The sequence below is a fragment of the Oribacterium sp. NK2B42 genome, assembly GCF_000424445.1.
Taxonomy (GTDB): Bacteria; Bacillota; Clostridia; order Lachnospirales; family Lachnospiraceae; genus Oribacterium.
On record NZ_AUJX01000007.1, the window covers coordinates 1 to 14,296 of the forward strand.

At 43.7% G+C, this 14,296-nt stretch carries 10 protein-coding genes and 1 pseudogene; 10 read left to right on the forward strand and 1 reads right to left on the reverse strand.

From position 1 onward, the window contains the following. The 4 genes and pseudogenes from G625_RS18205 to G625_RS0103760 all read left to right on the forward strand — a co-directional run. Positions 1-219: pseudogene (locus G625_RS18205) on the forward strand (IS110 family transposase); the annotation flags it as partial. A gap of 504 nt (positions 220-723) precedes the next feature. Continuing rightward, positions 724-2,247 carry a carboxylesterase/lipase family protein gene (locus tag G625_RS20955; protein WP_049895667.1) on the forward strand — a complete coding sequence of 508 codons (1,524 nt, stop codon included), beginning with the start codon at positions 724-726 and terminating at the stop codon, positions 2,245-2,247. Between the two features lie 194 nt (positions 2,248-2,441). Next, entirely contained in the window at positions 2,442-2,801 is a 360-nt protein-coding gene (locus G625_RS0103755) for a hypothetical protein (RefSeq protein ID WP_029200041.1), read from the forward strand. Between the two features lie 99 nt (positions 2,802-2,900). After that, on the forward strand, positions 2,901-3,059 hold the full coding sequence (locus tag G625_RS0103760) for a hypothetical protein (RefSeq protein WP_156885018.1): 159 nt from the start codon (positions 2,901-2,903) through the stop codon (positions 3,057-3,059). A 58-nt stretch (positions 3,060-3,117) separates the two neighbouring features. Here G625_RS0103760 and G625_RS0103765 read toward each other — a convergent pair whose 3' ends face one another. After that, positions 3,118-4,413 carry an ATP-binding protein gene (locus G625_RS0103765; protein WP_029200043.1) on the reverse strand — a complete coding sequence of 432 codons (1,296 nt, stop codon included), beginning with the start codon at positions 4,411-4,413 and terminating at the stop codon, positions 3,118-3,120. A 648-nt stretch (positions 4,414-5,061) separates the two neighbouring features. Between G625_RS0103765 and G625_RS20960 the strand changes: the two genes are divergently transcribed. From G625_RS20960 to G625_RS20965, 6 genes are all read left to right on the forward strand, one after another. Then, complete coding sequence (locus G625_RS20960; RefSeq protein WP_198014850.1) at positions 5,062-6,447, forward strand: sensor histidine kinase; 1,386 nt, start codon at positions 5,062-5,064, stop codon at positions 6,445-6,447. Between the two features lie 16 nt (positions 6,448-6,463). After that, positions 6,464-7,240: a response regulator gene (locus tag G625_RS0103780; protein WP_029200044.1), complete on the forward strand. Its 777-nt coding sequence runs from the start codon at positions 6,464-6,466 to the stop codon at positions 7,238-7,240. 153 nt (positions 7,241-7,393) lie between these two features. Continuing rightward, positions 7,394-9,064, forward strand: a complete 1,671-nt coding sequence (locus tag G625_RS0103785; RefSeq protein ID WP_029200045.1) for an amidohydrolase — start codon at positions 7,394-7,396, stop codon at positions 9,062-9,064. 21 nt (positions 9,065-9,085) lie between these two features. Further along, entirely contained in the window at positions 9,086-10,735 is a 1,650-nt protein-coding gene (locus G625_RS18220; RefSeq protein ID WP_049895672.1) for an amidohydrolase, read from the forward strand. A gap of 167 nt (positions 10,736-10,902) precedes the next feature. Continuing rightward, complete coding sequence (locus G625_RS0103795; protein ID WP_029200046.1) at positions 10,903-12,564, forward strand: amidohydrolase; 1,662 nt, start codon at positions 10,903-10,905, stop codon at positions 12,562-12,564. A gap of 23 nt (positions 12,565-12,587) precedes the next feature. Continuing rightward, positions 12,588-14,219 carry a carboxylesterase/lipase family protein gene (locus tag G625_RS20965; protein WP_049895674.1) on the forward strand — a complete coding sequence of 544 codons (1,632 nt, stop codon included), beginning with the start codon at positions 12,588-12,590 and terminating at the stop codon, positions 14,217-14,219. Positions 14,220-14,296: the final 77 nt, after the last annotated feature.

Consider the following 14,296-nt stretch of genomic DNA (forward strand, 5'->3'; position numbering starts at 1 on the left):
CGTCGTGGTAAGAAACGTGCCATCATCGCAATCGCCAGGATGATCCTTACAGCTGCCTATCATATGTTATCTACGGGCGAAGTATGGAACCCAACCGATCTTTATAAAATTGATATGCCTGGAACCCTCAAGGAAAAGCAGAAAGAGAAGGCTATCAAACAAGCAATGAAGCTTTTGATTGCTGAGGGAATAATCAAGGAATCTAATATAGCTTCATAACATTAATCTCAATAATCTATTTTTTTAATAAAAGCTATTCTTTGGATAGCTTGTTTAAGTATGCTTGTTTTTTGGCTATCCTTTACTTTCTTTCACATTACTCTAGCCGGCAGACTCCTGATCTGCCGGTAACCCTCTGAAAACCGATGATAAGGAAAACATGTACTATATCATCTTTATATAAACATAAGCGGTTAAAATTCGGTACAATTCGGATTTTAACCGCTTTTTTATTAACATAATGGCCGGGTTGATGGTGCCTTAGGCTCATCCCTTACGTAAGCCATTTACAGACGGAAGAAATATTAAGCTGGATGTAGTTGCTCACTATGCTAATATTTACTAAATTCTATCCGATATTAATACTATAGTTTGGTTTTTGTTGAAAATGACAAATTTTTAAACCGGACTGTGAAAGCCTATATGTAAGTCTCGTAATAATGTTTAATTATCCACTTAAAACGATAGATAGTGTGTTTTTTATAAAAAGGAAGGAGAACTATAATGACAAACCAAAAGCTCAAAGATGGGAATTATGACATGTCGTTGGCCGTCAAATGCAGCAACGGAACATTCGTCGGTCAGAAGACGGAGAATATCATCGCCTACAAAGGCATTCCTTTTGTAGCTGAGCAGCCTGTGGGCAACCTGCGTTGGAAAGCACCGGTGGAGTTTGCTCTGGACGACGGCGTATATGAAGCCTTGCATTTTGCAAAACTCGCTGTTCAGGATAAATCCATCAGCGATAACCAGGGCGAAGACTGTCTGTATCTGAACGTATGGAAGAGCGACGATGATCAAACAGAAAAAAAACCTGTAATGGTATGGGTTCACGGAGGTGCTTTTGCAGCCGGCGGAACAGGTATTGAGCTGTTTGATTGCTTCAATCTGGCAAAAGAGAATCCCGATGTCATCTTCGTTACCGTCGCCTACAGACTGGGTCCACTTGGTTTCCTGAATCTTTCACACCTTCCAGACGGCAAGGACTATCCTGACTCACAGAACCTGGGGCTGCTGGATCAGAAGATGGCGATAAAATGGGTTCATGAAAACATAGCCGCCTTTGGAGGCGATCCCGATAACGTGACCATCTGGGGCGAGTCGGCAGGTGCCGGAAGCGTAACCATGCAGCCACTCATCCCCGGTTCCCAGCAGTATTTCCAAAAGGTCATCGCACAAAGCGGTGCTCCATCGCAGACGAATTCCGTGGAGGAGAGCATTGCTGCCACAAATGATCTGATGAAAGCCCTCGGCTGCAATACCGTTGCCGATTTGCTGAAGGTAGATGCCCGGACGCTGGTGGATACGACAGCCGAGACGATTCCACTGCGTCTGTTCCCTGTCAGAGACGGACGCATCCTGCCTTTGGACCCCTGGGAGGCATATGCCAATGGCATCGCCAAAGACATTACCTTCCTTCAGGGCTGCAACAAGGATGAGATGAACTGCTTCGTGGCAGACTGGACTGTGGAAGGCTTTAAGGCATGGGCCTCTGACCGTAAGACAAGGAAGTATGCCCATATGCTGACGGATGAAGAAAGAGCAAAGCTGGAAAGCTTTTGTAAGGAAGGAACCACTGAGGACTGGGAGCCCGACAGCCGTCTGTTCGGACACAGCTGGTTTATCGAGGGTGCCATCAAAATGTCAGAGAGCCAGACTATGGGCGGCGGCAAATCCTACACATATTTCTATAGGGTAGAGTCTTCTGATCCGATACGAAAAAGTGCCCATTTCGAAGAGGTGCCAATCGTATTCGCACACCCTGAGCAGATCGAAGGAAGACAGTATGACGAGACTTTCTCAAAGACCATGCGTAAGATGTGGGTGCAGTTCGCCAGAACCGGAAATCCATCACTCAGTGCCGACATCTCACCCGATGGCAAAGCTAAGGATTGGCCGCTCTACGACCTGAAGGACAAGAAAGTGATGGTTCTTGACGAGTTCGATATCCATCCGGCAAAGGAGTCTGAGGTCAAGATCGTCGATTGGGACAGAACCATCTGCCTGAACAAATACTATATGCTTTAAACAAACTGAAAGGGCAATTATTTCTCACAGAAACCAAGGGCGCACCTTACACCTACCTATAGGCAGGTATGAGGTACGCCCATTTATTTGTAAAAGGGTATGTGGGATAGACCACAGTCAGACTTATCAACATATCAGATACTTTTATCCATTCGATTTCAGAAAGCTTTTTATATTATCCATTGACCTCTGTGATGAACAAGGCACAGCACGAGGAGCTTCTTTCAGGAATCAGGGATTCAATAAACACATCTCTCCAAGAGATGGTAGGTTCGGAAGAGTATCCGAATATCACAAAGATCGAAGCTAATGAGGATTTTACAAACTTTACTGTTACCACAAAGAACAAGGAGCTTGATTTTGCGGAAACATTAGGAATAGTGACTTTTTACATGTGTGGAGGCATGTACGCAGTATTTTCCGGAAAAGAAGTAGAAAACGTTCATGTAGATTATGTGAATGCGGATTCCGGGGAGATAATTGATTCGGGGACTCGAAGGATATGTACGAGAAAGTTTAGAACCGAGACATTGATACCGTGCATCATTTTATAATCATTACGTATTTAAGTCTTTCTTAATGATACACGGTACTTCTTTGCAGTTCCGGCGACCATGAGATGCTTCTTTGAAAGCACAGATTATGAAAGCTTCATGAGAAATGTCATTAGCCTTAATTGTGATACAGATACCTTCGGAGCTATTGCCGGAGGCGTTACCGAAGAGTTCTATCACGGGTTCGGAGATCTGGATGCAGAAAGGATACTGGAAGAGTGTTTGGATGATTATCTGAATATGATCTTAAACAAGTGATTTTGACAAAAAACTCACTAATACTCACTTAAGCCGTGGGTATTAGTGAGTTAAATTGTTAATCTACAGAATTAATCCACTCTTGTGAAAGATAAAGAGGCACGTTTACCATCCATTCTTGTTTTCTAAATCCTGACATCGAAAAACGGCATGGTTTGAGGCTTTGGTTTTCTTCAAACACTGTTCGAAGGCTCTTGGATTTAAGGTTTTCTTCTGCTTTTACTTCTATTGGATATATTTCATCCTTCTGTACTATAAAATCAATTTCAAGCGGTGAGTTTTCCTTTGAATAGTAATAAATCTTTAAATCAAGCGCTGTAAGTTCCTGTGCAACAAATTGTTCTGTAAAAGCTCCCTTGTATTCAGAAAAATAATTAATTCCAGTGAGTATCTCCTTGGATGTTACATCAGCCATTGCACCAAGCAAGCCAAGATCAGAGATAAAAAGCTTGAAAGCTCCAGTGTCTTCGTAAAATTTAAGTGGACGTTGTATCTTGTTCGTGCGGACTATCTTATGTAGAAGACCGGCATTTATTAACCATTGAATGGCATTCTCAAATTCTTTTGCTCTTGCACCATGTTTTAATGCACCATATATAAACTTTTTATTTTCTTTAGCTAATTGTGAAGGTATTGAATTCCAAACCATCACAACCTTTGGAAGTATATCTTCAGGAACATGTTTTGAAAAATCCCTTTCATAATCTGAAAGGATTCTATTTTGCAGCTTACGTACTTCCTTAAGATCTTGTTTAGTAAAATAGTTATTTACAATTTCAGGCATTCCGCCAACATAATAATACTGACGGAGTAGATCAGTTAGTTTCTGTGACATGGGGGCCAGTTCTTCCCAATTATGACTTTTTATCTGTTCCAGTAACCCATTATTTCCGGAAGCTTCCAGAAATTCAAGAAAGGTCATAGGATATAGTTTTAATTCCTCGACCTTGCCCACAGGATATCCAGTGCCGGAATGTAGCTTAATACCAAGCAGACTCCCCGCAACGATTATGTGATACTCAGGTGCATCTTCTGCGAAATATTTGAGTGAAGTTAAAGCAAGAGGAGACTCCTGTACTTCATCAAGTATTATGAGCGTAGTTTCAGGAAGTATTGTCTCTTTGGTAATGGATGAAAAAGAACGGATAAGACGTTGTATATCATAATCATAAAAGAGTGATTTCATTTCTATTGTTTTATCACAGTTTATATATGCAACATTTTTGTATTCGTTCGCACCAAATTCTTTAAGAATCCATGTCTTTCCAACTTGTCTTGCACCATCTAAAATCAAAGGCTTTCTATCATGAGAGTTTTTCCAATCTAATAGTTTTGAATATATATTTCGCTTCATCTATGACCTCATTAATACGTACATTAAAATTAACCATTATATAGATACTACATTTAAATGAACGAAAGGTCAATGTATTGTAACATTTTAATGAGCGAATAATGACAGATAATAACATAATAATGAACGAATAATAACGATAAATCAACAAAAACATGAACGAAAGATCGTTATAAATAAAGATCTTCCCGGCTTAAAGTACCGTGTAAGCCTAGGACACAACGAAAAGCCACTTCATATAGACCATAAATCCGACCATAATAAAGATATATATGAACATTATTGACACGTGGATTTTCCCATTAGGAATCGTGAATGTTTGTGGGAAAATCAGCATCTCTGTGCTATACTCAAGGCCAATAAGGAAGTGGTGATATAAGCCGTGGATAGTAGAGAAAAGATGAAAACGGATAATAACATAAAAAAATTTCTGAATAAAAAGTCATTCCTGAAGCATCGTTTGAATAAGGAGATCCTTGAAGAGGGGACTATCGTAACCAAAGGATCGGCGCAGGGAGAATTGCAAGCATAAAGGTGGAGTTTATAGAGGACGAAGAAAACAGCCTCTGTCTTTCGCAGCAGTAAAGAACTGTCATTTTTACGTAAATATAGTATAAATCCGGAAGGTATGTGTCAAAGGAAAAGAAGATGAGGATGATAAAGATCGATAATAAGACATTCTGTTTGCTTGTGTCCGCGCTCATGTTCCTTTTAACGTTTTTTGCCATTGCAGTATCGGTGAGAAATGACATTTTCAGAGACTCAATGTACATGGTAAGGATCGTCGATCTTATCAGTCTCGTTTTTTTGACATTTCTGTCAGGATATCTGTGCTTTAAGGATAGCCGCATCGGAGCAATGGGCTATTTTACCCTCTTTCTTTTTAATCTTTTTATTGCGGTCTTCTTTTCGGCACTTACAGGCAGTGTTTACGGGATGCCGGAGCATAGCCGTTTTATCGCAGTTCTTACGGGCATAGATTATTTTTTTTCCATGACCTTTTTTCTGACCTTATGGCTCTATCAGAAGAGATTTCTTGAGGAAACAGCCGTAACGCGCATGGTTACCGTGCTGATCTCTGTCGGGGTTATCATTTATTTCGCTGCCATCCTCGTCAACATATTCAGGCCGGTCCTTTTTCTTGTAACTGACGGGGGTATTTATTCCGATGACATTGAGGATTATATCAGCATCCTTCTGGATCTGTTTTGTCTGATATCATTGTCGGTTGCTACCCTGCTTTCCAAATTGAGCAGAACCCGGAAACTTTCTTTTATATGCTGTATCTTTTCTCCCGTACTATTTTCCATGCTGTCCCTGAATTTGGACATTTTAAACAAGTATGTATCGGTGTGGGGTCTGGCGACAGTTGTGTTTATGATGCCGGTCTGCCTTATGTTTTTTAACGTAAATGATGAACTTGAGAAGGATAATCTAAGATACGAAAAGGAACAGGTTCAACTTCAGGTCTCAGCCATGATTTCTCAGATTCAGCCCCATTTCCTTTATAATTCTTTGGCTGTCATCGAAGCCTTGTGTGAGGAAGATCCGGGGCTTGCCGCCAGAGCCATAAGTGAATTCTCGGAGTATCTGCGTGAGAATATTGATTTTGCCGATAAAAGCGAGCCTGTTTCTTTTTCGGAAGAATTGAATCACATTAAAACTTATGTATGGCTTGAAAAGCTTCGTTTTCCAAACAAACTGAACATTGAATTCGATATAAACTGCACTTCTTTCCTTGTTCCGGCGCTTTCGGTCCAGCCTATGGTTGAAAATGCAATAAAACATGGTGTCTGTAAGAAAAAAGATGGAGGGACTGTGAGGATCGGTTCGTTTGAAACGGGTGAGCACTATATTGTATCGATAGCTGACGACGGAACCGGATTTGATGCTGCAGTGCATGAGGATAACGGGAGAAAGCATCTGGGAATAGAAAATTCCCGATACCGGATCCGGGAAATGGTAGGTGGAAGTCTTACTATCGAGAGCACTCCGGGCAAAGGGACAAAGGTAACCATAAGGATTCCCAAATAAATGAAAGGCATGGAGAATGAGAATACTTGTTGTAGAAGATGAACCCATCCTGTTAAGGCAATTGACCAAACGTGTTCATGAGGCTCTGCCGGAAGCTGAGATAGTGGCTTTTGATAATGCCGATGATACGCTTGCTGCCTTACCTTTAGGGGTGATTGATATTGCATTTCTGGATATAGCGATAGGAACCATGACAGGCGTTGACCTGGCAAGGTGCATTAAAACAGCATATCCCGGGTGCGACATAGTTTTTACCACTGGATACAGCGAGTACGCTCACAAAGCCTTCGAATTGGGAGCCAGTGACTATCTTATAAAGCCTGTTACGGTAGAAAAGATAGAGCATGCATTATCGCAGCTTCGGCATAATGCCCTTAAAGGGAACATAGGGAAGGGATTGTTTATCCAGTGCTTTGGTGATTTTGAAGTGTTTTATAACAGAGAGCCTGTCGTATCCTTTACAAAACGTTCGAAAGAGCTTTTGGCCTATCTGATAAACAAGGCCGGTGTTCTCTGTCCGGTCACTGAAATCTGTAATGTCATATTCCGGGACAGTTCCGACTCTTATATACGTGTCGCAAAGAAGGACCTCTTAAAGACATTATCAGACATAGGTGAGGCAGATATTCTGATCCAGGGATGGGGAGTGCTGGGAATCGACAGAAAAAAGGTACGGTGTGACTATTTTGACTATCTTGACGGAAAGCCGGGTGCCGTGAATCTTTATTATGGTGCTTATATGTCCCAGTATGACTGGGCGCATGGAAACAATCTGTTAAAACCAGGCAAATAGATAACCTCTTTTTGGTTTTGGTGAGGGTGCATTAACAGTCTTAATAACTTAAGACTGTTAATGCACCCTCATCACTTTTATGTTTTAACGGATTTTTAACATTTATTTAAGTACAATGACTGTATATTTTTTGGCTTAATAAAAGGAGGCGCTATGAAGGCAGACATAATCATAAGAAACGCAAAAATCTTTACATCGAACACGAAAACCCTGCGGGCTACAGCCCTTGCGGTAAAGGATGGCAAATTTGTTTATGTCGGCGATGATGCCGGTCTTTCGGATTATGAGGGCGAGGTGACGGATCTTGACGGGAAATTCATAATGCCGGGAATCATCGACAGCCATGTGCATGTTACCATGCCCGTCGGATTTGAGTATAAGGATATGGGTGAGTATATCGTGTGTGACAGCAAAAAGGAAGCACTTGACTTTATATCCGATCATATTAAGAACTATCCGGGCAGGGAGAGCTACAATTTCCTTCTGGAGCGTGTTTTTCTGCACGGTGAAGAGATTACAAAGGAAGATCTTGATGCTGTCTGTGCCGACAGTGAGATTATGATCTTAGAGGGTGAGGCACACAGCATATGGGCAAATTCAAAGCTTCTTAAGCGTCATGGCATTACGGATGATATCATCGATCCCGTGCCGGGACTTAGTTACTATGTGCGTAAGGATGGACATATAACAGGAAATATATTTGAAGCGGCTGCGGAAACCCGCTTTCTGATCGATGGTGCGGAAAAACTGACAGATGAACAGATAGATGCCGCCTTAAAGCGTTGGTTCGATTTTTCTGTCAATGCAGGGGTCGTGGGTGTCTTTGATGCCGGTATTCCGGAATGCAATGATTTTCATGAGAGGGTTTACAGACGATTAAAAAAATTTGATGAGGAAGGAGAGCTTCCCGTTTATATAGACGGCTGCTATGTGATCACACAGCCCCGCCAGGTGCCGGAGGCGATAAAAAAGCTTAAGAGCTTTAACAGTGAATTTAATACGAAACACCTTAAGGTGCACACCTTAAAGATTTTCAATGACGGTACCTTAAAGATTGAAACGGCAGCACTTGTGACACCTTATGAAGATACCGGGGACAAGGGAACGGCTGCTTTCAATAAGGATCAGATCGCAGAGCTTCTTATTCAGCTTAATGAGGCAGGACTTGACCTTCATCTGCACACTGTAGGTGAGGGCGCATCCCGTAATGTACTTGACGGTGTGGAGATGGCTAAGAAGGAGCTCGGGGATAAGTACCATGTGAAAGTCACCTGTGCACATCTTGAGATTCAGGATGACGCGGATATTGACCGTTTCGCAAAGTTAGGTGTTAACGCCAATTATACGCCCTGGTGGCATGCGGGAAACATGGGCGGAGATCCTTATAAGACATGGTGTAAGCTGCTTGGTGAGGAGCGTGCGGGTAAGATGTACCGCTGCAAATCGGTCTGGAAGACCGGTGCCAATGTTACATGGTCCAGCGATGATATCCACTATGGTGATTTTAACAACTGGAGTCCGTACCTTGGCATGGAGGTCGGCATGACAAGGTGGATAAACGAGAAGACCAGAGCCGCCGAAACAGACTGGACCGTCAGAGCAAATCCTTCCGCCGATGAGCAAATGAGTATAGAAGAAATGATACTCGGATATACGATAAACGGAGCAAAGCAGCTTGGTATAGAAGACAGCAAGGGCTCTATTGAAAAGGGTAAGGATGCTGATTTCCTTATTTTTGATACTGACCTGCTTACTGCCAAGCATGATGGCTTCAGCTATAACAAACCGACGGATGTGTATTTTGTGGGAAAGAAAGTAAATTAACAATACGAGGAGATACAGATAATGAAGGCAAATAAGGTCATCTACGGTAATATCTACACAGTTGATAAGAAAAAGCCCAAGGCTGCGGCACTTGCGATTTCTGACGGAAAGTTCGTCTATGTGGGAGACGAAGAAGGCGTGAAGGAATATATTGACAAGTATACGGAGGAGATCCGGTATGATAAAGGTATCATTCTTCCGGGATTCGGAGAGGGACACGGTCATATCGCACCCGGAGGAACGGAAGCGCTTTTCTTTGTACATCTGAATCCCATGGGTACCTTACAGGAACATCTTGCTGCTATAAAGAAGTTCATCCGGGAGCATCCGGAGCTGGATGTTATTCAGGGCTCAGGCTTCATACCTACACCGGATATGGGGCCAAACGGTCCCACTGCGGATCTGCTTAACGGTTTGACAGATAAACCGATCGTTCTTGCGGATATAGGTCATCATTCTTATTGGGTAAATCATGCCGCAATGGAACGACTGGGGATCGACAGGAACACGCCGGATATAAGTGATGGAATAATCACCCGTGATGATAAGGGAAATCCCACCGGTTATTTCCGTGAAGGTGCCATGGATCTGCTAAAGGAGCTTACCGTGTTCTCGGTAGAGCAGTATAAGGAGGGATTCCTGCACTATCAGGAGGAATATCTGGCTCATGGAGAGACCCTGATCCTTGAACCCATCATCAACTGGGATACTACAGACAATGCCGCACTTGCCTGCCATGAGCTTGATATGGAAGGAAAGCTTAAAATGCATGTCTATGCCGCTTATCAGGTATTTCAGGCGGAAGGTCATGATACGATGGCAGAGATAGAACATGCGGCAGAGCTTAGAAAGAAGACCAGGGGGCGCATGTTCGAGGTTAGCAATATCAAGATACAGATAGACGGTACGATGCCGGGGACACCTTCAACAGCATATATGAAGCAGCCTTACACAGATCCGTGGTCTGTCGAGCATCAGCATCATGGGCAGCTTCGCTTTGACATGGAAACCCTTATTAAAATATACAAAAAATCTCACGAGCTGGGATTTACGGTACACGCTCATGCCATAGGAGACGGGGCACTCTGCATGGCTCTGGATGCCATAGAGAAAGCATTGGAGCAGACAGGACCTCACGATTACAGGGATGCCATAACCCATCTTCAGGTGGTAGACAGGGCGGATATACCCCGTATGGCTAAACTAAACGTTATAGCTTCTACAGATCCCCACTGGTTTGATTTCGAACCGGAATATTTTGAAATGATGGTAGCTGTTCTTGGTGAAGAACGTGCTGAAAACCAGCTTCCGATGAAGGCCTTCTTTGATGCCGGAGTTACGGTAACCTCTGCCAGTGATTATCCTGTCACCAATCCGGCCTATCCGCTTACAGGCATACAGAAGGGTGTGATACGTCAGCTTCCCGGCCGTCCGGATACACTGCATAATGCGGGTGAGCGCGTTACTATAGAACAGATGATTGAAGCGACTACCATTAATGAGGCTTATCAGATGCTTTGTGATGACAGGCTGGGCAGTATTACTGTCGGGAAGGAAGCAGATTTGGTGGTACTTGGTGATGATATTACCAAGTGCGATTCGGAGCATATCCAGGATTCGCCCGTGCTTGGAACCATGGTGGGCGGAGAGTGGGTCTACACTCACGCTTAAAAAGAATGAACGACAATACCGCATTACAGACAATAGCTGATTATGCGGTATTGTCGATTTACGGGTAATATCGGTAAATCTGCTGCTAATACTTAATACGCAGAATAGCAGATGTTAAAGGATTATTGGACTATATGGTGAAATGACGGAGGATTTAAGGAAAAAGTATGAAAGCAGACAGGATCATCAAAAATGCAAAAATCTTCACATCAAATAAAGATATGCCGCAGGCAGCAGCTCTTGCAGTGAAGGACGGAAAATTCGTCTATGTGGGAGATGAGGCAGGTCTTGCCGATTATGAGGGTGAGGTTACGGATCTTAACGGAAAACTTATCATTCCGGGTATCATTGACAGTCACGTCCATGTGAGTCTGGGTGTTGGATTTGAGTATACGGATTTTGGAGTATATGTCGAATGTACAAACAAGAAGGAAGCCATGGACTTCATGGCTGAATATGTGAAAAAGAATCCCGGACTTGACCGGTACAGATTCGAGTTGGAACGTGATCTCTTAAACGGTGAGACTATTGTAAAGGAAGAACTCGATGCAATATGCCCGGACAATGAGCTGCTTATAATGGAATCGGAAGCGCACAGCGTCTGGGTGAACTCAAGGATCTTAGAGAAGCATCATATAACGGACGAAACGCCGGATATAGTTCCGGGGCTCAGCTATTATGTGCGTAAAGACGGTCATGTTACCGGAAATGTATATGAAGCCGCAGGCTGGCGGTTACTTTTTGATCATTTGAAGAATCTTACTGATGAGCAGATAGAAGCGGCCCTCACCCGCTGGATAAAGGACTCCGTAAAATTTGGAGTAAGCTGTGTCTTTGATGCGGGATTTCCGGAGCATAACGAGCTTCACGAACGTGTTTATGCGTACTTAAGAGACCTTGATAAAAAAGGAAAGCTCCCGGTATATGTGGACGGATGCTATGTTCTCACAAGGCCTGAAAAGATGAAGGAGGCAGTGGAAGAGACAAAGCGTTTTCGCCGTGAGTTTAATACGGAGCACTTAAAGGTTCATACATTAAAAATCTTTATGGATGGTACTTTAAAGATACAAACTGCCGCACTTGTAACACCATATGAGGATACCGGCGCAGTGGGAGCTACAACCTTTGATAAAGAGGGAATTGCAGAACTGTTAAAACTCCTTAACGAGGCAGGGCTGGATCTTCACGTACATGCCGTAGGTGAGCGTGCGTCGCGTACGATACTGGACGGTGTGGAAATTGCCAGACGGAATCTGGGAGATGACTATCATGTGAAGGTCACCTGTGCCCATCTGGAGATTCAGGATGATGCGGATATTAACCGCTTTGCAAAGCTTGGGGTCTTCGCCGATTACACACCGTGGTGGCATGCAGGAAATATGGGCGGAGAGCCTTTTAGGGCATGGTGTGAGCTGCTTGGGGAGAAGAGGGCACTTTCCATGTACCGCTGTAAGAGCCTTTGGGACAGCGGAGCTACCGTTACTTTCTCAAGCGATGAGGTATTCTTCGGCGATAACTGGAGCCCTTATCTTGGTATGGAAGTAGGAATGACCCGCCACATCACCGATAAGACAAAAGCTCTGGAACACAGCAGGACTAAGGAGGCATATCCGCCTGCAGCCGAGCAGATGAGCATAGAAGAAATGATACTCGGATATACCATAAACGGAGCAAAACAGCTTGGTATCGAGGATAGCAAGGGATCCATCGAGGCCGGCAAAGATGCGGAATTCCTTGTGTTTGATAATGATCTTTTTACAGCAGAGCATGAGGGCTTAAGCCATAACAAGCCATCAGAGGTGTTCATCTGCGGAGAGAAAGTGAACTGAAGTGAAAAGAGGGAAACAAAAAAATGAATGAGGTTAAGGATCTGATGACACCGGCTCTGACAGAAGAGAAACAAAAAGCTCTTGATGATGCAAAAAAGAAGGTAAGAGCCGGGTATGGTGAGAACAGAAAGATAACTGACGGTAATTATGACAAGTCACTTGCCGTGAAGTGCATAAACGGCACATTTGTAGGCAGAAAATCCGAAAATATCATTGCATATAAGGGTATCCCTTTTACAGGCAGGCCGCCTGTCGGAGAGCTTCGCTGGAAAGCTCCCATGGAATATTTACCGGATGATGGCATATATGAGGCATACTACAATGCAAAAAGTCCACGCCAGGGGGAAGATATAAGCGAGGGCGGTTCGCTTTATTACCAGAGTGAAGATTGCCTTTACCTGAATATATGGAAGGCAGAGGATGAAATTGCCTTGAAAAAACCGGTTATGGTATGGATACATGGCGGCGGTTATGCAATGGGCGGAACAGCCGATCCGCTGTATGACATGCACAATCTTGTTAAGGAAAACCCGGATGTGATCTTTGTTTCCATTGCTTACAGGGTAGGTGTTTTCGGCTACATTCACCTGTCCCATCTGCCTGATGGCAGTGACTATCCGGATGCACAGAATTTAGGCCCCATGGATCAGATGATGGCGCTTAAGTGGATCCATGAGAACATCGAAGGCTTTGGCGGCGATCCCGATAATGTAACGATCTTCGGTGAATCTGCCGGTGCGGGAAGCGTTACTATGCTTCCTCTTGTCGAGGGTTCCCACAAATATATCAGGCGGGTCATCGCCCAGAGCGGTGGTCCTTCAATAACAGTATCTACGGAAGAAGCCATCGGCTGTACAAATGAAGTGATGGAGATACTCGGCTGTAAAACCGTAGCTGATCTGAATAAGGTTGATGCGGAAAAGCTCTTGACGGTGTCGGCGGTGACAGGACTGCGGATAGGTCCGGAAAGAGACGGGAATTATCTGCCGCTTGACCCGTATGAGGCGTATGCGAATGGCGCTGTAAAGGATATCGAAATACTTCATGGCTGCAACAAGGATGAAATGAATTATTTTGTCCATCTTATGGGTCCTGAGCTGTTCGAAATGTGGTTTGCTGACCGTAAGACGAGAAGGATTGACGGGCTCCCTGCCGAAGATAAAGAACGGATCGAAAGCTTCTGTGATAGCGTGGAGGGAGAAAACTACGAAAAAGGCAGTCGTCTGTTCAGCCAGTTGTGGTTTAATGCAACGCATATCAGATTGTCTGAGGAGCAGACAAAGGCAGGCGGTAAGTCATATACCTATTATTTCACACCGGAATCCTCTTTACCGTATATGAAGTGCGGACATGCAACCGAGCTTGCATCCGTACTTAAGCATCCGGAGGAAACTGTCTTTACAGGCAGGGCATATGACGAGACCTTTTCAAAGACGATGAGGAAGATGTGGGTTCAGTTTGCAAAGACAGGAAATCCGTCACTTTCTGCGGACATATCTCCGGACGGGAAGGCGTATGAATGGCCGCTCTATGATAGGGAGAACAGGAAAGTAATGGTATTTGATGAATTCAACATCCATCCGGAAAAGGAATCCGTGATCAAAATCATAGATTGGGACAACATATATCCGCTCACCAAATACTTTTATCTTTGACGGAGATCGTTCCTTTACTATAAACATGATGTCAGGGTCAAAAGGTACTTTTGAACCCAACATAATAAATTTAAAAA

Coding starts and splice junctions, on each gene's coding strand:
- G625_RS20955 (WP_049895667.1), top strand. CDS start 724: ATGACAAACCAAAAGCTCAAAGATGGGAATTATGACATGTCGTTGGCC.
- G625_RS0103755 (WP_029200041.1), top strand. CDS start 2,442: ATGAACAAGGCACAGCACGAGGAGCTTCTTTCAGGAATCAGGGATTCA.
- G625_RS0103760 (WP_156885018.1), top strand. CDS start 2,901: ATGAGAAATGTCATTAGCCTTAATTGTGATACAGATACCTTCGGAGCT.
- G625_RS0103765 (WP_029200043.1), bottom strand. CDS start 4,413: ATGAAGCGAAATATATATTCAAAACTATTAGATTGGAAAAACTCTCAT.
- G625_RS20960 (WP_198014850.1), top strand. CDS start 5,062: ATGAGGATGATAAAGATCGATAATAAGACATTCTGTTTGCTTGTGTCC.
- G625_RS0103780 (WP_029200044.1), top strand. CDS start 6,464: ATGAGAATACTTGTTGTAGAAGATGAACCCATCCTGTTAAGGCAATTG.
- G625_RS0103785 (WP_029200045.1), top strand. CDS start 7,394: ATGAAGGCAGACATAATCATAAGAAACGCAAAAATCTTTACATCGAAC.
- G625_RS18220 (WP_049895672.1), top strand. CDS start 9,086: ATGAAGGCAAATAAGGTCATCTACGGTAATATCTACACAGTTGATAAG.
- G625_RS0103795 (WP_029200046.1), top strand. CDS start 10,903: ATGAAAGCAGACAGGATCATCAAAAATGCAAAAATCTTCACATCAAAT.
- G625_RS20965 (WP_049895674.1), top strand. CDS start 12,588: ATGAATGAGGTTAAGGATCTGATGACACCGGCTCTGACAGAAGAGAAA.